16 protein-coding genes and 1 other RNA gene are annotated in these 18500 nt (G+C 66.5%); 11 read left to right on the top strand and 6 right to left on the bottom strand.

Going from position 1 to position 18500, the window contains the following annotated elements:
• Nucleotides 1-2 precede the first annotated feature (2 nt).
• Both CTR55_RS15875 and CTR55_RS15870 read right to left on the bottom strand, forming a co-directional pair.
• Nucleotides 3-1160, bottom strand: a complete 1158-nt coding sequence (locus CTR55_RS15875) for an iron-containing alcohol dehydrogenase (protein WP_296287580.1) — start codon at nucleotides 1158-1160, stop codon at nucleotides 3-5.
• 343 nt (nucleotides 1161-1503) lie between these two features.
• Nucleotides 1504-2298: a thymidylate synthase gene (locus tag CTR55_RS15870; protein ID WP_296287579.1), complete on the bottom strand. Its 795-nt coding sequence runs from the start codon at nucleotides 2296-2298 to the stop codon at nucleotides 1504-1506.
• A 239-nt stretch (nucleotides 2299-2537) separates the two neighbouring features.
• Between CTR55_RS15870 and CTR55_RS15865 the strand changes: the two genes are divergently transcribed.
• The 6 genes from CTR55_RS15865 (at nucleotide 2538) to CTR55_RS15840 (ending at nucleotide 9299) form a co-directional block, all read left to right on the top strand.
• The gene (locus tag CTR55_RS15865) at nucleotides 2538-3044 is read left to right on the top strand and encodes a sugar dehydrogenase complex small subunit (protein ID WP_296287577.1); all 507 of its coding nucleotides are present in this window, start codon (nucleotides 2538-2540) and stop codon (nucleotides 3042-3044) included.
• Nucleotides 3045-3046: 2 nt separating this feature from the next.
• On the top strand, nucleotides 3047-4636 hold the full coding sequence (locus tag CTR55_RS15860) for a GMC family oxidoreductase (RefSeq protein ID WP_296287576.1): 1590 nt from the start codon (nucleotides 3047-3049) through the stop codon (nucleotides 4634-4636).
• Complete coding sequence (locus tag CTR55_RS15855; protein WP_296287575.1) at nucleotides 4633-5913, top strand: cytochrome c; 1281 nt, start codon at nucleotides 4633-4635, stop codon at nucleotides 5911-5913. Before CTR55_RS15860 ends, CTR55_RS15855 begins: the two co-directional genes overlap by 4 nt.
• Nucleotides 5914-6044: 131 nt before the next feature.
• A complete protein-coding gene (locus CTR55_RS15850; RefSeq protein WP_296287572.1) occupies nucleotides 6045-8468 on the top strand; it encodes a tetratricopeptide repeat protein in 2424 nt (807 codons plus the stop codon).
• A 74-nt stretch (nucleotides 8469-8542) separates the two neighbouring features.
• Nucleotides 8543-8860, top strand: a complete 318-nt coding sequence (locus tag CTR55_RS15845; RefSeq protein WP_296287571.1) for a DUF2388 domain-containing protein — start codon at nucleotides 8543-8545, stop codon at nucleotides 8858-8860.
• A 112-nt stretch (nucleotides 8861-8972) separates the two neighbouring features.
• The gene (locus CTR55_RS15840; RefSeq protein ID WP_296287569.1) at nucleotides 8973-9299 is read left to right on the top strand and encodes a DUF2388 domain-containing protein; all 327 of its coding nucleotides are present in this window, start codon (nucleotides 8973-8975) and stop codon (nucleotides 9297-9299) included.
• 230 nt (nucleotides 9300-9529) lie between these two features.
• On the opposite strand, the gene CTR55_RS15835 is transcribed toward CTR55_RS15840, so the two are convergent.
• Entirely contained in the window at nucleotides 9530-10507 is a 978-nt protein-coding gene (locus tag CTR55_RS15835) for an NADPH:quinone oxidoreductase family protein (RefSeq protein ID WP_296287567.1), read from the bottom strand.
• Nucleotides 10508-10705: 198 nt separating this feature from the next.
• Between CTR55_RS15835 and CTR55_RS15830 the strand changes: the two genes are divergently transcribed.
• The 4 genes from CTR55_RS15830 to CTR55_RS15815 all read left to right on the top strand — a co-directional run bounded on the left by CTR55_RS15830 (nucleotide 10706) and on the right by CTR55_RS15815 (nucleotide 16228).
• Nucleotides 10706-11068, top strand: coding sequence for a flagellar basal body-associated protein FliL (locus CTR55_RS15830; RefSeq protein ID WP_296287996.1), 363 nt, complete (start codon nucleotides 10706-10708; stop codon nucleotides 11066-11068).
• A gap of 228 nt (nucleotides 11069-11296) precedes the next feature.
• Entirely contained in the window at nucleotides 11297-12370 is a 1074-nt protein-coding gene (locus CTR55_RS15825) for an HlyD family efflux transporter periplasmic adaptor subunit (protein WP_296287566.1), read from the top strand.
• Complete coding sequence (gene rbbA / locus CTR55_RS15820) at nucleotides 12367-15102, top strand: ribosome-associated ATPase/putative transporter RbbA (RefSeq protein WP_296287563.1); 2736 nt, start codon at nucleotides 12367-12369, stop codon at nucleotides 15100-15102. Before CTR55_RS15825 ends, rbbA begins: the two co-directional genes overlap by 4 nt.
• Before the next feature lies 1 nt (nucleotide 15103).
• On the top strand, nucleotides 15104-16228 hold the full coding sequence (locus CTR55_RS15815; protein WP_296287561.1) for an ABC transporter permease: 1125 nt from the start codon (nucleotides 15104-15106) through the stop codon (nucleotides 16226-16228).
• A 485-nt stretch (nucleotides 16229-16713) separates the two neighbouring features.
• On the opposite strand, the gene CTR55_RS15810 is transcribed toward CTR55_RS15815, so the two are convergent.
• The gene (locus CTR55_RS15810; protein WP_296287559.1) at nucleotides 16714-17175 is read right to left on the bottom strand and encodes an EVE domain-containing protein; all 462 of its coding nucleotides are present in this window, start codon (nucleotides 17173-17175) and stop codon (nucleotides 16714-16716) included.
• Between the two features lie 323 nt (nucleotides 17176-17498).
• On the opposite strand from CTR55_RS15810, the gene CTR55_RS15805 reads away from it, so the two are divergent.
• On the top strand, nucleotides 17499-17633 hold the full coding sequence (locus CTR55_RS15805) for a hypothetical protein (RefSeq protein WP_128082560.1): 135 nt from the start codon (nucleotides 17499-17501) through the stop codon (nucleotides 17631-17633).
• 25 nt (nucleotides 17634-17658) lie between these two features.
• Here the strand turns inward: CTR55_RS15805 and CTR55_RS15800 are convergent, their stop codons facing one another.
• Nucleotides 17659-18288 carry a 5-formyltetrahydrofolate cyclo-ligase gene (locus CTR55_RS15800; RefSeq protein ID WP_296287555.1) on the bottom strand — a complete coding sequence of 210 codons (630 nt, stop codon included), beginning with the start codon at nucleotides 18286-18288 and terminating at the stop codon, nucleotides 17659-17661.
• Between the two features lie 9 nt (nucleotides 18289-18297).
• Nucleotides 18298-18476: non-coding RNA, 6S RNA (ssrS, locus tag CTR55_RS15795), on the bottom strand.
• Between the last annotated feature and the right edge of the window lie 24 nt (nucleotides 18477-18500).

Here is an 18500-nt window from a genome sequence, read left to right as displayed (position 1 = left end):
TCTCAGAAGGCGGCTCGGTAGATGGCCAGCGCATCGCTCTCGCTGACTTCGCGGGGATTATTCACCAGCAGGCGCTGCTGCAACATCGCATCGGCGGCCAAACGCGGCAGGCTGTCTTCCGGCACGCCGGCATCGCGCAGGCGCGACGGCAGGCCGCTGCGCGGGCTGAGGTCGGCCAACTCGGCGATGAACTGCTCGGTACGGTCGGCATCGCTGCGCAGGCGCTCGCCCAGCAACAGCGGCGCCAGCTCGGCATAGAGCGCGCCGGCGTCGGGCGCATTGAAGCGGATCACCTCCGGCAGCACCAGCGCATTGCTCAGGCCGTGGGGGATGTGGAAGTGCCCACCCAGCGGGTAGGCCAGCGCATGCACGGCGGCCACCGGGGCGTTGGCGAAGGCCTGCCCAGCCAGGCAGGCGCCCAGCAACATGGCCTGGCGCGCCTCGCGGTTGCGGCCGTTGTGCACGGCTTCGTCGAGGTTCAGCGCCAGCAGGCGCAGGGCCTCGCGGGCCAGCAGGTCGGACAGCGGGTTCTTCTTCAGTTTGCTGGTGTACGCCTCGATGGCGTGGACCATGGCGTCGATGCCGGTGGCGGCGGTGACCGCCGGCGGCAGCCCGAGGGTGAGGTCGGCGTCGAGCACGGCCAGGTCCGGCAGCAGGTGCGGGCTGACCACGCCCATCTTGGTGGTCTCGCCGGTGGTAACGATCGCGATAGGCGTCACCTCCGAGCCGGTGCCGGCGGTGGTCGGCACCTGTAGCAACGGCAGGCGCGGGCCGCTGGCATTGCCGACGCCGAAGATGTCCTTCAGCCCCTGAGTGGCCAGCGGATGCGCCAGCAGCGCCACCAGCTTGGCGACATCCATCGAGCTGCCGCCGCCAAAACCGATCACCAGTTGCGCAGCCATCCGGCGTGCCTGATCGGTGGCTTCCAGCACCACGCTTTCCGGCGGGTCGGCCAGCACCTGGTCGAAGACTTCCACCGCCACGCCGGCCGCAGCGAAGCCCGGCAGCACGCCGTCGAGCATGTTCAGGCGGGTGATGCCGGGGTCGGTGACAATGAGCACGCGCTGGGCGCCGCGCTCGCGGCAGAGCTCACCCAGACGGGCGGCGGAACCACTTTCGCAGAGGATCTGCGCCGTGGTGGCGAAGCTGAAAGGCTGCATGACGGTCCCCGGTCTTGTCGTTGTAGTGCGGAAAATCCGTTGGCCTGCTCTGCGGCCAGCCGGGGGAGCATAGCAACGCGATGCAACGTCATGAAACCTCGTACCGCCAGGCGAAACGGTTATTCACAGGATGAATGGTTTACCCGTTCATGCGCAATGCAGATCGTTGGGGGTTCTGTAGGAGCGAGAGGGACGCCTAGTTCTTGCTCGCGAACCGCCTACTTCTGAGCTGGGCTTTGTTCGCGAGCAAGCTCGCTCCTACGAAGAGCATCCCGCCAGCTCTTGGGCACCCAGAAACGAAAAAGGCCGGCATTGCGCCAGCCTTTTCTTCATCGAGGGCAGGTCAGATAGCGACCGGCGCCTTGATGTGCGGGTGGGCTTCATAGCCAACCAGCTCGAAGTCCTCGAAGCGGAAGTCGAACAGGTCCTTCACCTCGGGGTTGATCTTCATGGTCGGCAGCGGCAGCGGCTGGCGGGTCAGCTGCAGGTCGGTCTGCTCCAGGTGGTTGGCGTACAGGTGGCAGTCGCCGCCGGTCCAGATGAATTCACCGGGCTGCAGGCCAGCCACCTGCGCGACCATCAGGGTCAGCAGCGCGTAGCTGGCGATGTTGAACGGCACGCCGAGGAAGATGTCGGCCGAGCGCTGGTACAGCTGGCAGCTGAGCTTGCCGTCGGCCACATAGAACTGGAACAGCGCGTGACACGGCGGCAGGGCCATCTCGTCGATCAGCGCGGGGTTCCACGCGGAAACGATCAGGCGGCGCGAGTCCGGGTTGTTCTTCAGCATCGTCATCAGGTTGGCGATCTGGTCGATATGGCGGCCGTCCGGCGCCGGCCAGGAGCGCCACTGATAGCCGTAGACCGGGCCGAGGTCGCCGTTCTCGTCGGCCCATTCGTCCCAGATCGAGACGCCGTTTTCCTTCAGGTAGGCGATGTTGGTCGAACCTTTGAGGAACCACAGCAGCTCATGGACGATCGATTTGAGGTGGCACTTCTTGGTGGTCACCAGCGGGAAGCCTTCAGCGAGGTCGAAACGCATCTGGTGGCCGAACACGCTGTAGGTGCCGGTGCCGGTGCGGTCGCTCTTGAAGGTGCCGTGTTCGCGCACGTGGCGCATGAGGTCAAGGTACTGTTTCATCGCTGTGTTTCACCCGAAAGCCGGTCGGTGAGGCTCTGCGGCGCGGCTCTTGGCAAGGCCGCCGGCAGAACGAATCGCCCGGCAGAATCTGAACAAGCGGCAATACTAAGGGCCTGGGCACGCTATCGCCAGTCCGACCGACGGACCGGCGGCGTGGCCGATGGAAGCACCCAGCGCCAGGATTCAAGCGGCGACAGACCGCGTTCCCCCACCGTTCGCCTGTTGCAAGAGAGGTCGTCATGTCCGAGGCACCGTTGCCCGCCTTTCCCCTTTCACGCCGCCGCCTGCTGGCGGTGGCCTGCGCCAGCGCCGCGCTCGGCGGTGTGCTGCTCAGCCCGGCCGCACGCACCTGGGCCGCGCTGACACCCCAGGCGGAGAAGGAGCTGGAAGGCTTCATGACCCTCTCCCAGCGCCTCACCGGGCGCAGCAACCTCGACCCGCGCATCGGCCAGCGCCTGTTCCAGGCCCTGGCGCAGCGCGACAGCGCGCTCAAGCAGAGCCTGGCCGAGCTGCTCGAACGTCTGGGTGATGACCCGCAAGGCTGGAACGAGCGCCAGCAGTGGCTGGCCCGGCAGATCCTCGGCGGCTGGTACCTGGGGCAGGTCGGCGATGACAGCAGCGCCACGCTGGTCACCTACGAACAGGCGCTGATGTTCCGGGTAGTCGACGACGTGCTGGTGATCCGCAGCTACTGCCCGAACAAGCCAGGCTTCTGGGCGGCGCAGCCCACCGAGCGGGGGGCATGAGCATGGCGCAGACACAACGCGCGGATTTCGTGGTGGTCGGCTCCGGCGTCGCCGGTGCGCTGGTCGCTCACCAGCTGGCCCTGGCCGGCAAGGACGTGCTGATCCTAGAGGCCGGCCCGCGCATGGGCCGCTGGGAAATCGTCGAGCGCTTCCGCAACCAGGCGGACAAGTCCGACAACCAGGCGCCCTACCCGTCCAGCCCCTACGCACCGCACCCGCAGTTCAAACCGAACAACCACTACCTGATCCAGAAAGGCGAACACCCCTACGACGTGCAGTACATCCGCGCCGTGGGCGGTACCACCTGGCACTGGGCGGCGTCCGCCTGGCGCTTCCTGCCCAACGACTTCAAGCTGCTCAGCCTCTATGGCGTGGGCCGCGACTGGCCGATCGAATACGCCGAGCTGGAGCCCTGGTACCAGCGCGCCGAGGAGGAGCTGGGCGTCTGGGGCCCCGGCGATGAGGAGCTCGATTCGCCACGCAGCCAGCCCTACCCGATGCCGCCACTGCCGCTGTCGTGGAACGAGCAGCGCATCAAGACCCTGCTCAACGCCAACGGCTACCGCGTGGTCACCGAGCCAGTGGCGCGCAACAGCCGTCCCTACGATGGCCGCCCGACCTGCTGCGGCAACAACAACTGCATGCCAATCTGCCCCATCGGCGCCATGTACAACGGCATCGTCCACGTCGAGAAAGCCGAAGCCGCCGGCGCGCGGTTGATCGACAACGCCGTGGTGTTCAAGCTGGAGAAAGGTGACGGCGGCCAGATCGTCGCGGCGCTGTACAAGGACCCGCAGGGCAACGAGGTGCGCGTCGAGGGCGACACCTTCATCCTCGCCGCCAACGGCATCGAGACGCCCAAGCTGATGCTGATGTCCGAGGTCGGCAACAGCTCGGACATGGTCGGCCGCAACCTCATGGACCACCCCGGCACCGCCGTGCAGTTCTACGCCAACGAGAAGCTCTGGCCGGGGCGCGGGCCGCAGGAGATGACCTCCATGGTGGGCTTCCGCGACGGCGCCTTCCGCAGCGAGTACGCGTCGAAGAAGATCCACCTGTCCAACCTCTCGCGCACCGACCAGGTAGCCACCGAGCTGATCCGTCACGGGCCGTTGCTACTGGGCCACGACCTGGAAGCGAAGATCCGCGACCGCGCCGCGCGTTTCGTGCGCTTCGACAGCTTCCACGAAATCCTCCCGCACCCAGAGAACCGCATCGTGCCCAGCGCTACCGAGCGCGACGCGGCGGGCATCCCCAAGCCCGAATTCACCTATGCGATGGACGACTACGTGCGCAAGAGCGCGGTGCACACCCGCGAGGTCTACACCCATGCCGCCACACTGCTGGGCGGCGAGGAGGTGACGTTCGACGACAGCTTCGCCAACAACAACCACATCACCGGCACCGTGCTGATGGGCGCGGACCCGAAGGACTCGGTGGTGGACGCGCAGTGCCGCAGCCACGACCACCCCAACCTGTTCATCGCCAGCAGCGGCGTGATGCCCACCGTCGGCTCGGTGAACTGCACCCTGACCATCGCCGCCCTGGCTCTGCGCCTGGCCGAGCACCTGAAGCGGGAGGCCAAGGCATGAAGCGCCTTATCCTGCTCGCCCTGCTGGCCGCACCGCTGGCCTCCCATGCCGCCAAGGCGCTCGACCCCGCGCCGGCGGAGCTGCTGCAACGCGGCGAATACCTGGCCCGCGCCGGCGACTGCGCGGCCTGCCACACCGCGCCGGGCGGCAAGCCCTTCGCTGGCGGCCTGCCGCTCGCCACGCCGCTGGGCGCGGTGTACTCCACCAACATCACCCCGGACCCGAAGACCGGCATCGGCAGCTACAGCTACGACGACTTCGCCCGCGCCGTGCGCGAAGGCGTGGCCAAGGGCGGCACCCGGCTCTACCCGGCGATGCCCTACACCGCCTACTCGAAGATCACCGACGAGGACATGAAAGCGCTCTATGCCTGGTTCCTCGAAGGCGGCGTACAGGCCGTGGCGCAGCCCAACCAGGATTCGGACATCACCTGGCCGCTGGACATGCGCTGGCCGCTGGCGATCTGGAACCTGCTGTTCCACGACGACGCGGTCTACCAGAACAACCCCAGGCAGAGCCCGGCCTGGAACCGCGGCGCCTACCTGGTCCAGGGCCTGGGCCACTGCGGTACCTGCCACACCCCGCGCGGCGTGGCCTTCCAGGAGAAGGCCACGGACGAGCGCAGTACCGGCTTCCTCTCCGGCGCCGCACTGGGCGGCTGGTACGCCTTCAACATCACCCCCGACACCCACAGCGGCATCGGCGGCTGGAGCGACGCGGAAATCGTCCAGTACCTCAAGACCGGCCGCGTACCGGGCAAGGCGCAGGCCGCCGGGCCCATGGCCGAGGCGGTGGAGCACAGCTTCCAGCACATGACCGACGCCGACCTGCAGGCCATCGCCAGCTACCTGCGCAGCGTGCCGGCGGTCAGCGATGGCGAGCGCAAGGCGCGCTTCGCCTGGGGCGAACCGGCGGACGACGTGGTCACCCTGCGCGGCCAGGACTTCGCCGCGCAAAAACACGACGACGGCGCGCGCCTCTACCTGGGCAACTGCGCCAGCTGCCACTCGTGGTCCGGCGAAGGGGTAAAGGATGGCTACTACCCGATGCTGCTGAAGAACAGCGCAGTCGGCGCCCTGCAGCCGGACAACCTGGTGCAGGTGGTGCTCGGCGGTGTGCACCGCAAGGCGGGCGGCGAAGACGTGTTCATGCCCGGCTTCGCCGGCACGCTCAACGACGAGCAGATCGCCACCCTGGTGAACTATCTCACCGCGCAGTTCGGCAACCCCGACGTGAAGGTCGACAGCGCGCGAGTCGCCGAGATTCGCCAGCCCTGATCTCTACCGGTGTTGATCTCTACCAGCGTAATGGCGGGCCGCCAGCTCACGAGAAAGGTGCCCGCCCGCGTTGACAGCCCCTGCCAGCTCGCGGAAGCTCCGTTACCCACGGAGTCGTCGCGGAACAACGGATGTCCATGCCTCACAAGACCAAGAAACCTCGCCCCGCACCCGCCGCCGCAAAACCCACCGGGGCTCGTCGTGCCTGGCTTGCGGCCGTCGCCGGGGTATTGCTCCTGGCCACCATCGGGGCCTGGATCTGGGTCGAGCAGGACAGCGGCATCACCCTGCCCAGCGGTCATCCACCCATCCCCGCAGCGACGCCAGCGCCATCAGTCCCGACACCCGCCACACAGTCCGCACAATTGGTAGACGAGGCCACCTGCAACGGCTGCCACCAGGCACAGACCAAGGACTGGCAGGGTTCCCACCACCAGCAGGCGATGAAGCCGGCCACCGAAGGCAACGTGCTGGGCGACTTTGCCGATGTCACCTTCAAGGGCGAAACCGAGACCACCCGCTTCTTCCGCAAGGACGGCGAATACTGGGTCAACACCCCCGGCGCCGACGGCAAGCCGGCGGACTTCAAGGTGGCCTACACCTTCGGCTTCGAACCGCTGCAGCAGTATCTCCTCGACTTTCCAGACGAGCAGGGTAGGCCGGGCGGCCGCCTGCAGGCCCTCGGCGTCGCCTGGGATAGCCGCAAGCACCAGTGGTTCCAGCTGATGCCCGGCCAGCGCATCGACTTCAAGGACGAACTGCACTGGACCCGCCCCGCGCAGAACGCCAACTTCATGTGCGTCGAGTGCCACACCACCGGCTTCAAGCGTAACTACGACGCCAAGACCGACACCTTCGCCAGCCACTGGAACAGCCTTGGCGTCGGCTGCCAGGCCTGCCACGGGCCGGCGTCGAAACACCTGGAGTGGGCGCAGAAGCCCGACCGCAATGCCGCCAAGGGCTTCGACGTGCCGCTGCAGAACGCCAGCCAGAGCACCATCGTCGAGACCTGCGCGCGCTGCCACGCCCGCCGCGCGCCACTGGGCGACGGCTACCAGAACCAGCACCGTTTCATGGACGACTACCTGCCCAGCACCCTCACCCGCGAACTCTACGAGATCGACGGCAAGATCAAGGACGAAGTCTTCGAGTGGGGCTCCTTCACCCAGAGCAAGATGTTCGCCAAGGGCGTGCAGTGCACCGATTGCCACAACCCCCACAGCGGCGAGCTGAAGGCACCCGGTAACGGCGTCTGCCTGCAATGCCACAACACCGCCGGCAAAGCGGTGCGTCCGCAGATCGACGGCAAGGGCCTGAAAGCCAAGAACTACGACTCCCCCGAGCACCATCACCATCAGCCCGGCAGCGCCGGCGCACAGTGCGCCTCCTGCCACATGCCGGGGCGCTACTACATGGTCAACGACTACCGCCACGACCACGGCTTCAGCCTGCCCAACCCCGCGCACGCGCGGCGCATTGGCGCGCCGGACGCTTGCCTGGCCTGCCACAAGGACACCCCGGCGAAAAAGATCAGCGACCAGTTCCGCCAGTGGTATTCAAGCGAATTGCCCGCCAAGGCCAACGCCTCCAGCAACCCCGCTCCGCGCTATGACGACACCCTGTGGAAAGTGCGCAACGGCAAGCCCGGCGCCTCCCGCGCGTTGCACCTGCTGCTGGCCGACCCGAGCCTGCCGGCGATCCGCCGCGCCACCCTGCTCGCCGAGCTGCCCAGCTACCCCAGCCGGCGCTCGCTGGAACTGGCGGCGCTGGCCTCGAAGGATGCCGATCCGCAGGTACGTATCGCGGCCATCAACGTGCTCCTCCCGCTCGCCAACGGCCCACAGCAGGCCATGGTGTTGCCGACCCTGCTGGCGCAACTGCTGTCCGACCCGATCCGCGCCGTCCGCATCGCCGCCGCCTGGCAGTTGATGCAGTTGCCACCGCAGGCCCGTTCCGGCCTCGACGCCGCGCTGAACAAAGGCCTGAGCGAATACGAAGAGGTACAGAACGACCTGAGCGAACGCGCCGAGGCGAACCTCAACCTCGCCATGCTCTACCAACGCACCAACCGGCCGGAAAAGGTCGAGCCTGCCCTGCGCGCAGCCATCGCACGCAACCCGGCGTTCCTGCCGGCGACGGTCACCCTGATCCAGTGGCTGGAGGCCAACGGGCGCCAGGCAGACGCCCGCCAATTGCTCGACGAAGCTCTGCGCCAGAACCCTGCGTCCGGGCTGCTGCACTACGTCGAGGGCCTCGCCCTGATCCGTCAGGGCCAGCACGCCCAGGCCCTGAAGGAACTGCGCGAAGCAGTACGCCTGGCCCCGGACGACGACCAGTTCCGCTACGTCCTGGCCATCGCCCTGCACGACGGCGGCGACCTCGACGGTGCCTCTCACGAGCTGGAAGCCCTGCTGCAGAAGCACCCGGCCAACCGCGCGGCTCGCCTGGTACTGATCGACTACCTGCGCGAATCCGGGCAGCTCCAGAAGGTGCAACAGTTCACGGCAGAGCTGGAACAGCAGAATCCGGATGACCCATCGCTCAAGCGTGAGTGATATTTCCGACAACAGGAGGGAACCACGGAATTTTCCGAGGCTCTGAAGGGCGCGCAATCACTCAAGGAACCATCATGCGTCGCCGTTCTGCTCCTGTTGTCGTAGCCCTCACCCTGCTCCCTCTCACCTGTGCCATGGCCGAAGATCGCGACTTCTGGCGCTCGGTCCTGACCTCGGGCGCGACCACCGCCTCGAGCTACCTGACCAGCCATGACGACCACAAACTGATTGGCCCGGCCCAGGACGACGCCGCCAGCTTCATCGCCACCGACGGCGCCATCCGTGGTCCGTACCTGGAAGCCACACTGCAGCAAATGCGCAGCGCCGACCCGGCCCTGGCGCAAGCCAGCGACGCCGAGCTGGCTTCGGCCATCCTCGCCGCCCAGCGTTGATCCTCGCGAGGTGCACGGGCGACCGCTCGCGCACCTCGTCCGGATAATCTGGGAACTCCCGCCAGTCGCAGCGCCTCTCACCTGTACACGGACCTTCCGAAAGGTGTACCCGATGCGTACTGTGAAACTGGCCACAGTCCTTGCCCTGCTCGCCCTACCCGTTGCCTCGGCCATGGCCGACGGCGACTTCTGGCGCGACGTCATCTCGTCCGGCGCCACCACCGCGTCGACCTACCTGACCTTCAAGCACGACAAGCTGATCGTCGCCGCCCAGGACGATGCGAGTGTCTTCGTCGCCAGCGACGGCGCCATCCGCGGCCCGTACCTGGAAGCCGCCCTCACCCGCCTGCGCAGCGACGATGCCGCCCTGCAGGAGCGCAGCGACCTGGAGCTGGCCAACGCCATCCTCGTCCGCCGCGATGACGCACCCACCCAGTGACACCCATCGACGCGGCCCGTGGCGCTCGCCGCGGGCTCGCGAGCCCGCCCAGCTTCAGCGCGCCGTGAAACCGATCGCGGACGGAGTCCGCGCCCACGTCCCTGCTGACATCGGCATCAACCTGTAAACGAGCCACGCCTGCGATCGCGTGCATGGCGTGCATCTACAGGTCCGCGCCGGAATGAAAAAACCCCGCCTGAGCGGGGCTTTTTCATGTCGCCGGGAAGCGATCAGCGCACCGTCACCACCACCTTGCCCACCGCTTTGCGCTGGCCCAGGTGATTGATCGCGTCGGCGGCTTTCTCCAGCGGGTAGGTCTGGGACACCAGCGGCTTGATCTTGCCTTCGGCGAACCAGGCGAACAGTTGCTGGAAGTTCGCCGCGTTATCCTGCGGCTGGCGCTGGGCGAAGGAGCCCCAGAACACGCCGACCAGCGAAGCACCCTTGAGCAGGGTGAGGTTCGCCGGCAGCGAAGGAATGGTGCCGCTGGCGAAGCCGACCACCAGCATGCGGCCGTTCCAGGCGATGGAGCGGAAGGCTTCCTCGAACAGGTCGCCGCCCACCGGATCGTAGATCACGTCGACGCCCTGGCCGCCGGTGATTTCCTTGAGTTTTTCCTTCAGGCTGCCTTCGCTGTAGTTGATCAGCACATCGGCGCCGGCAGCCTTGGCCACTTCCAGCTTGGCTTCGCTGCTGGCGGCGGCGATCACTTTCGCGCCCATTGCCTTGCCGATTTCAACGGCTGCCAGGCCCACGCCGCCGGAGGCGCCGAGCACCAGCAGGGTCTCGCCCGGCTGCAGGTTCGCGCGCTGCTTGAGGGCGTGCATGGAGGTGCCATAGGTCATGCCGAAGGCGGCGGCGCTGGCGAAGTCCATGCCGTCGGGGATCGGCATCACGCTGTAGCCGGGTACCGCTACTTCTTCGGCGAAGCTGCCCCAGCCGGTCAGCGCCATCACCCGATCGCCGGGCTTCACATGACTGACCTTTTCGCCCACCGCGCCGACCACGCCGGCGGCCTCGCCACCCGGCGAGAACGGGAAAGGCGGCTTGAACTGGTACTTGCCCTCGATGATCAGGGTGTCGGGGAAGTTCACCCCGGCGGCATGAACCTGCAGCAGGACTTCGTTCTTCTTCGGCTCGGGGCTGGCGATGTCTTCCAGCACCAGGGTTTCGGCGGGGCCGAAGGCTTTGCACAGCACGGCTTTCATGGGAGTACTCCACTCTGGGTATGGCGGCAGTGTAGGAGTGCCGGCCGAGGGGGCAAATCACCATGGCCTGGGCTTATGCCCCGATATAGCTTGGGCGGCGGCGCGAGTGTGGCTATCCTTTCCGGCATTGAATCCGGAGACATCGCCTTGAGAGCTTTCCTCGCCCTGTTGCTGGTCCTTTCCTTCAGCCCCTTCGTCATGGCATCCGAGTCGGAAGAGGCCAAGCCGGAAGACGCCAACAAGCCTGTGTTCGTCGACCTCACCCCGGCGCTGGTGGGCAACTACGGCAGTGGCCCGCGCCTGAAGTATTTCAAGGCCGACATAGCGCTGCAGGTGACCGGCAAGGAGGCCTCGGAGAAGGTCGAGCACCACGAGCCGCTGATCCGCAACCAGTTGGTGATGCTGTTCTCGCAACAGACCGACAACTCCCTCGGCAGCGTCGAGGGCAAGGAAAAGCTGCGCCAGGAAGCGCTCAAGCAGGTGCAGACGGTGCTCCAGCAGGAGGAGGGCCAGCCGCTGGTGGACGACCTGCTGTTCAACAACCTGATCGCCCAGCCCTGACCCCTTCTAGAGGGTGTCTGCATGAGCGCAACTCATCTGCGCACGGCAGGCGCCCTGCTGGCCAGCTGCGGCCACTTGTCGCAATGCCTGGCTGAAAACTCCGGCTCGCAAGGCGCGTAGGAAATTTCCTTCGCACGCCTGACTTGAATCAAACCGTATTCACCGTTGGTCGCCGAACATCCCCTCATGATCCGCTCGAACTCGAGCGTTTGAACAAGGGGAAATCGGATGACAGGAAACGCAAAAAGCTGGCGCACCCGCGGACTCGCGGTGCTGGGCGTGGCCGTGCTCGCCGCGCTGGCCTGGCAGACGCTCAAGCCGGCGGGCCTCCCCGAAGGCTTCGCCAGCGGCAACGGGCGCATCGAGGCCACCGAAGTCGATGTGGCCACCAAGCTGCCCGGCCGCGTGGCGGAAATCCTGGTGGACGAGGGCGACTTCGTGAAGGCCGGCGACGTGGTGGCGAAGATGGACACCCAGGTGCTCCAGGCCCAGCTCGCCCAGGCCCAGGCCGAAGTGCGCCGGGCACAGAACGCCCAGCTCACCGCCGAGTCGCTGGTGGCCCAGCGCACCAGCGAGAAATCCACCGCCGAAGCCGTGGTCGCGCAACGCCAGGCGGAACTCACCGCCGCGCAGAAACGCTTCACCCGTACCGAACAGCTGGTCAAGCGCAACGCCCTGCCGCAACAGCAACTGGATGACGACCGCGCTGTGATGCAGAGCGCCCAGGCGGCACTGGCCGCTGCGCGCTCCCAGGTAGTTTCGGCGCAGGCCGGCATCTCCGCCGCACGCTCCCAGGTGATCGAGGCGCAGTCGGCCATCGAAGCCGCTACCGCGAGCACCGCGCGCCTGCAGGCGGACATCGACGACAGCCTGCTCAAGGCCCCACGCAACGGCCGCGTCCAGTACCGTGTCTCGCAGCCGGGCGAAGTGCTGGCGGCCGGCGGCAAGCTGCTCAACATGGTCGACCTGGCCGACGTCTACATGACCTTCTTCCTGCCTTCGGGCCAGGCCGGCAAGGTCGAGTTGGGCCAGGAAGTGCACCTGGTGATCGACGCCGTGCCCGAGTACGTGATTCCGGCCAAGGTGTCCTACGTCGCCAGCGTCGCGCAGTTCACACCCAAGACCGTGGAGACCGCCAACGAGCGCGAGAAGCTGATGTTCCGCGTCAAGGCGCGCCTCGATCCGGGCCTGCTGGAGAAGTACATCACCTACGTGAAGACCGGCGTGCCGGGCATGGCCTATCTGCGCCTCGACCCGCAGGTGGAATGGCCGGCTGACCTGCAGATCAAGGTCCCGCAATGAACGCCGCCGACTGCGTGGCCCGTCTGGCTGGCGTCTCGCTGCGCTATGGCGAGACCCGCGCAGTGGACGACGTCACCCTGGAAATCCCGGCCAACCGCATGGTTGGCCTGATCGGCCCGGATGGCGTCGGCAAGTCCAGCCTGCTGGCGCTGCTGGCCGGCGCGCGGAAGATGCAGGACGGCGAGATCCAGGTGCTCGGCGGCGACATGCGCGACGTGCGCCACCGTCGCGCCGTGTGCCCGCGCATCGCCTACATGCCGCAGGGGTTGGGCAAGAACCTCTACCCGACGCTCTCGGTATTCGAGAACGTCGATTTCTTCGGCCGCCTGTTCGGCCATGACAAGGCCGAGCGCGAGCGGCGCATCGCCGACCTGCTGCACAGCACTGGCCTGGCGCCCTTCGCCGAACGCCCGGCGGGCAAGCTCTCCGGCGGCATGAAGCAGAAACTCGGGTTGTGTTGCGCGCTGATCCACGACCCCGACCTGCTGATCCTCGACGAGCCCACCACCGGCGTCGACCCGCTGTCGCGCAACCAGTTCTGGGAGCTGATCGCGCGCATCCGCGCCGGCCGCGAAGGCATGAGCGTGCTGGTGGCTACCGCCTACATGGAGGAGGCCGAGCGCTTCGACCACCTGGTGGCGATGGACGAGGGCAAGGTGCTCGCCACTGGCACGCCCGCCGAGTTGCGCACACACACCGGTACGCAGAACCTCGAAGAAGCCTTCATCGCGCTGCTGCCCGAGAGCAAGCGCGCCGGCCACCACAAGCTGGTGATTCCGCCGCGCACACTGAGCGAAGGCGCGCCGCAGATCGCCATTGAGGCCGAAGGGCTGACCTGCCGTTTCGGCGATTTCGTCGCGGTGGACCGCGTCAGCTTCCGCATCGAGCGCGGGGAAATCTTCGGCTTCCTCGGCTCCAACGGCTGCGGCAAGTCCACCACCATGAAGATGCTCACCGGCCTGCTGCCGGCCAGCGAAGGCACCTGCGCGCTGTTCGGCCAGCCGGTGAACGCCAACGACATGGCCACCCGCCGGCGGGTCGGCTACATGTCCCAGGCCTTCTCGCTGTATGCCGAGCTGACGGTGCTGCAGAACCTCGAACTGCACGCCAAGCTGTTCCACATCCCGCATGAGCAGATCGGCCCGCGCGTGGAGGAAATGCTCCAGCGCTTCGACCTCGGCAAGGTCAAGGACGAGCTGCCCGACAGCCTGCCGCTGGGCATTCGCCAGCGCCTGTCGCTGGCGGTGGCGGTGATCCACAAACCGGAAATCCTGATCCTCGACGAGCCGACCTCGGGCGTCGACCCGGTGGCCCGCGATGGCTTCTGGAAGCTGATGGTGGAGCTGTCGCGCAACGACGGCGTGACCATCTTCATCTCCACCCACTTCATGAACGAGGCCGAGCGCTGCGACCGCATCTCGCTGATGCATGCCGGCAAGGTACTCGACAGCGATACCCCGCAGGGCCTGATCGACAAGCGCGGCCTGCCGACCCTGGAAGCCACCTTCATCGCTTACCTGGAAGAGGCCGCCGGCAGCGCGCCGGTGACGGACGCCCCGCCGGCTCCAGAGCCGCCCGCCGAGGCCAGCCGCTACAAGGGCAGCGACCGCTTCAGCTGGCTGCGCCTGTTCAGCTACGCGCGCCGCGAGGCCATGGAACTGCGCCGCGACCCGATCCGCCTGACCCTGGCGCTGCTCGGCACCGCGCTGCTGATGTTCATCATCGGCTACGGCATCAACATGGACGTCGAGGACCTCACCTATGCGGTGCTCGACCGCGACCAGACCACCACCAGCCAGGCCTATGCGCTGAATATCTCCGGCTCGCGCTACTTCATCGAGAAGGCGCCGATACAGGATCCGGAAGACCTGGAGCGGCGCATGCGCAGCGGCGAGATCAGCCTGGCGGTGGAGATTCCGCCGAACTTCGGCCGCGACCTCAAGCGCGGCGCCGACCCGGTCATCGGCATCTGGATCGATGGCGCCATGCCGACCCGCGCCAACACCGTGCTCGGCTACGTGCAGGGGCTGCACGCGAGTTACCTGGCCGACCTCGCCCGGCAGAACGGCGGGGCCAGCGCCAGCGCGGCCGCCAGCACCGAAGTGCGATACCGCTACAACCCCGATGTGGAAAGCCTCAAGGCCATGGTGCCGGCGGTAATTCCGCTGCTGCTGATCATGATCCCGGCGATGCTCACCGCCCTGGGCGTGGTGCGCGAGAAGGAGCTGGGCTCGATCACCAACCTCTATGTCACCCCGGTCACGCGCCTGGAATTCCTTCTCGGCAAACAACTGCCCTATATCGGCATGGGCATGATCAACTTCGTGCTGATGCTGGCCATGGCCGTGCTGCTGTTCCAGGTGCCGCTCAAGGGCAGCCTTCCCGCCCTGCTGATCGGTGCGTTCCTCTACGTGGTGACCAGCACCGGCCTCGGTCTGCTGCTCTCGACCTTCATGAAGAGTCAGATCGCCGCGGTGTTCGGCACCGCCATCGCCACCATGATCCCGGCGATCCAGTTCTCCGGGCTGATCCACCCGGTGTCCTCGCTGGAGGGTGCGGCGGCGGTGATCGGCAAGCTCTACCCGACCTCGCACTTCCTGATCGTCAGCCGCGGCGCCTTCTCCAAGGCGCTGGGCTTCGCCGACCTGTGGGTCTATTACCTGCCGCTGCTGGCCATGGTGGTGGTGCTGACGCTGCTCAGCGTGGCCTGCCTGAAGAAGCAGGAGGTCTGAGATGAACAAGCTGGCGAACATCTTCAACCTTGGCATCAAGGAATTCCGCAGTCTGGGCCGTGACTACGCGATGCTGATCCTGATCGCCTGGGCCTTCACCCTGGGGGTCTACAGCTCGGCCACCGGCGTGCCGGAAACCCTGCACCACGCGCCCATCGCCATTGTCGACGAGGACCAGTCGCAGCTCTCCACGCGCATCGTCAACGCCTTCCAGCCGCCCTATTTCCGCGTACCGGAAATGATTGGTCACGCCGAGATGGACCGCGGCATGGACGTCGGCCTGTACACCTTCACCCTGGACATCCCGCCGGACTTCCAGCGCGATGTGCTGGCCGGGCGGCAGCCGGCGATCCAGGTCAACGTCGATGCGACACAGACCGGCCAGGCCTTCTCTGGCGCCGGCTACATCCAGAACATCGTCGGCACCGAGGTGCGTGAGTTCGTCAGCCGCTACCGCGCCGAGGCAGCGATGCCGGCGGAGCTGGCGGTGCGCATGGAATTCAACCCGAACCTGACCCAGGCCTGGTTCGGCGCGGTGATGGAGGTGATCAACCAGATCACCATGCTGTCGATCATCCTCACCGGCGCCGCGCTGATCCGCGAACGCGAGCACGGCACGGTGGAACACCTGCTGGTGATGCCGCTGACGGCCTTCGAGATCATGATGGCCAAGGTCTGGTCCATGGGTACCGTGGTGCTGGTGGCGGCGGCAATTTCGCTGCAACTGGTGGTGCGCGGCTGGCTGGACGTGCCGATCAGCGGCTCGGTGGGGCTGTTCCTGTTGGGCGCGGCACTGCACCTGTTCGCCACCACGTCCATGGGCATCTTCCTCGGCACCGTGGCGCGTTCGATGCCGCAGTTGGGCCTGCTGGTGATCCTCACCCTGATGCCGCTGCAGATCCTCTCCGGCGGCACCACGCCGCGCGAAAGCATGCCCGAGCTGGTGCAATACATCATGCTGGCGGCGCCGACCACGCACTTCGTCAGCCTGGCGCAGGCAATCCTCTATCGCGGGGCAAACCTGTCCATCGTCTGGCCGCAGCTGCTGGGCATCGTCTGCATCGGTGCAACGTTCTTCTTCGGGGCGCTCTGGCGCTTCCGCCGGACCATCGGGCAGATGGCCTAGCGCTGTTCTTCGTAGGAGCGAGCTCGCGAACCCGCTTGATACCGGCGCTGCCGGATAACTCGTTCGCGAGCAAGCTCGCCCCTGCAGAGGGCAAACGCCGCACGGATTTTCAGGAAGGCGTGCGCTCGGGCACATCCACCGGCCACACGCACGTCTGACCCCACCCCTTGTGCCTGGCCACATACAGCGCCTGGTCGGCCCGGGCGATCTGATGCTCCGACTCGGCAGCCTGCCCCGGCGGCACGATGGCCCGGCCGACGCCCACCGCCCCAGCTCCCCCACCAGACGCGCAATGCCAGCTCGGCTACCCGTTGCCAACCGGAAGTCGGTGCGCATTGAAACGCGCGTCCAGCTCCCATTCGGGACGGGGCATGCGGCCGTGGTGGGGCAGGAACAGGCAGAGCCCGCGCCAGGTCGCTAATGAGGACTGAAGACGCTGCATAGGGCGAATTCCGGGGCCTCAGCAACCCAACGGCACAGCGCCGCTATTTATGCGCCAGGCTGACGACGATCGCCCATTGCTCGGCAGTGACCGGCATCACCGAGAGGCGGCTGCCCTTCTGCACCAGGGGCATTTCCTCGAGCCCCGCCTGGGCCTTGAGGGTGCCCAGTGGCAGGACCGCGGTGAAGGCTTCGACGAAACCGACGTCGCGCGCGGTCCAGGGGTTCTTCTCCACGCTGGCCTTGGGGTCGTGATAGTGGCTCTGCGGGTCCAGCGCGGTGGGGTCGGGGTAGGCGTCGCCTTCGATCTGCGCGATGCCGGCGATGCCCGGCTCGGGACAACTGGAGTGGTAAAAGAAGAACAGGTCGCCCGGCTGCATGCTGCGCATGAAGTTGCGCGCCTGGTAGTTGCGCACGCCGTCCCAGCGCGCAGTCTTCAGGCGCCGGAGGTCGTGGATCGAGAGTTCATCGGGCTCGGATTTCATCAGCCAGTAAGCGCGTGCCATCCGCGAGGTTCTCCTTGTGCGTGGCGGTTTCGAAGGTGGGCGAATAGGCCCGTGGTGATTCAGGGTAGGCGTTTCCCCTGCGACAAGCTGCCGGCTCGCCGGAAATACGTTGTGGGAAGAATATGTAGGAATACCGGCATGAACATTGCCTGAAAGTGCCGGGAGTTTGGGGAGCGTTGGTCTCTCCGACGATCGGTTGGCGTCAGAATTGCGGGACGCCATTCATTGTTGGAGAATGCCGCCGCTTTTAGCTTGGCCTGCCGGACGGACCAAAAACCACCGCCGGCTGTCGCGGACAATTGCCTGGAAGGGGGAGGCAATAGATGAAACGCAAGCCTGATCTTTTGTGGGTGTTGGTAATACTTTTCGGACTGGGTGTCGTCACGACCGGTTACACCCAGAGCCTGTGGGAACAGCGCCAGGGCAACGCCCCGGTGCAGGTCACCCAGCAGCCCTGATTCAGAGGGACTGCCATCGCCTCGGTTATCGCAAGGAACGCGATTCCGTCGCGAGACGGCCATACCAGCCGCCGTCCGTCACGATGCCCAGCAGCGGCACATCCCAGCTCGCCAGCTCCAGCTTATCGACCTTCTGGCACTCATGCGCCAGGCCCAAAAGCGTCGGTTTCTGCCAATTTTTGCGCATTCCCAGGTAGGCCAGGGTCCGGTCGTAGAAGCCCTTGCCCATGCCCAGGCGGCCGCCTTGCGGGTCGAAACCCACCAGCGGCAGCAACAGCAGGTCCAGCGCCCAGGCAGGACGCTGGCGCCGTCGGTCGGCCAATGGTTCGGCGATGTTGAAGCGGTTGCGTACCCAGCGCTCGCCGATGCCAACCCGCTGGAAGGTCATGTGCGTGCGCGGCCAGTCCGAGAGCACCGGCAGGTAGGTGGCTTTGCCGCGCTTCTGCGCAGCCTTCATCAACGGGCGCGGGTCGATTTCGCCGTCGGCCGGCAAGTACAGGGCAATGTGCTTCGCCCGGCGAAACAGCGGATGCTGCGCGAGCTGGCGATACAGGGCCTGGGCGGCGAGGCGTTGCTGAAGAGGGCTGAGCGCGCGTCTGGCCTGGCGCAACTGGCGGCGCAGGACAGGGCGGGAGAGACCGTCGGAATGGATCATGGAAGGGTAAAGCTCCCCGGACATGCCGCTGTCGGGTTAGCCCTTGAACCCGAGAGTTCAAGGTGGTGGTTGCAGTAGGCTTTAAGGCTTTCCGTCGTGCGGACATGCACACCAGCCCAACTGGCAACCCCCGTTGTTGCAATTATCGGCTCAGGGACATCACCGACTGGCCAACACACCAGGGAGCGAGGCAATTATACCCCAAGGAAATT

The organism is Pseudomonas sp., from assembly GCF_002796985.1.
In the GTDB taxonomy this organism is placed as follows: Bacteria; Pseudomonadota; Gammaproteobacteria; order Pseudomonadales; family Pseudomonadaceae; genus Pseudomonas.
The sequence above is the reverse complement of the archived record's forward strand: the minus strand, read 5'-3'. Positions and strand labels throughout refer to the sequence as shown.

What these genes read in the sequence shown, in the direction of transcription:
- CTR55_RS15875 (WP_296287580.1), bottom strand. Translation starts at nt 1,160, where the DNA reads ATGCAGCCTTTCAGCTTCGCCACCACGGCGCAGATCCTCTGCGAAAGT.
- CTR55_RS15870 (WP_296287579.1), bottom strand. Translation starts at nt 2,298, where the DNA reads ATGAAACAGTACCTTGACCTCATGCGCCACGTGCGCGAACACGGCACC.
- CTR55_RS15865 (WP_296287577.1), top strand. Translation starts at nt 2,538, where the DNA reads ATGTCCGAGGCACCGTTGCCCGCCTTTCCCCTTTCACGCCGCCGCCTG.
- CTR55_RS15860 (WP_296287576.1), top strand. Translation starts at nt 3,047, where the DNA reads ATGGCGCAGACACAACGCGCGGATTTCGTGGTGGTCGGCTCCGGCGTC.
- CTR55_RS15855 (WP_296287575.1), top strand. Translation starts at nt 4,633, where the DNA reads ATGAAGCGCCTTATCCTGCTCGCCCTGCTGGCCGCACCGCTGGCCTCC.
- CTR55_RS15850 (WP_296287572.1), top strand. Translation starts at nt 6,045, where the DNA reads ATGTCCATGCCTCACAAGACCAAGAAACCTCGCCCCGCACCCGCCGCC.
- CTR55_RS15845 (WP_296287571.1), top strand. Translation starts at nt 8,543, where the DNA reads ATGCGTCGCCGTTCTGCTCCTGTTGTCGTAGCCCTCACCCTGCTCCCT.
- CTR55_RS15840 (WP_296287569.1), top strand. Translation starts at nt 8,973, where the DNA reads ATGCGTACTGTGAAACTGGCCACAGTCCTTGCCCTGCTCGCCCTACCC.
- CTR55_RS15835 (WP_296287567.1), bottom strand. Translation starts at nt 10,507, where the DNA reads ATGAAAGCCGTGCTGTGCAAAGCCTTCGGCCCCGCCGAAACCCTGGTG.
- CTR55_RS15830 (WP_296287996.1), top strand. Translation starts at nt 10,706, where the DNA reads ATGGCATCCGAGTCGGAAGAGGCCAAGCCGGAAGACGCCAACAAGCCT.
- CTR55_RS15825 (WP_296287566.1), top strand. Translation starts at nt 11,297, where the DNA reads ATGACAGGAAACGCAAAAAGCTGGCGCACCCGCGGACTCGCGGTGCTG.
- rbbA (WP_296287563.1), top strand. Translation starts at nt 12,367, where the DNA reads ATGAACGCCGCCGACTGCGTGGCCCGTCTGGCTGGCGTCTCGCTGCGC.
- CTR55_RS15815 (WP_296287561.1), top strand. Translation starts at nt 15,104, where the DNA reads ATGAACAAGCTGGCGAACATCTTCAACCTTGGCATCAAGGAATTCCGC.
- CTR55_RS15810 (WP_296287559.1), bottom strand. Translation starts at nt 17,175, where the DNA reads ATGGCACGCGCTTACTGGCTGATGAAATCCGAGCCCGATGAACTCTCG.
- CTR55_RS15805 (WP_128082560.1), top strand. Translation starts at nt 17,499, where the DNA reads ATGAAACGCAAGCCTGATCTTTTGTGGGTGTTGGTAATACTTTTCGGA.
- CTR55_RS15800 (WP_296287555.1), bottom strand. Translation starts at nt 18,288, where the DNA reads ATGATCCATTCCGACGGTCTCTCCCGCCCTGTCCTGCGCCGCCAGTTG.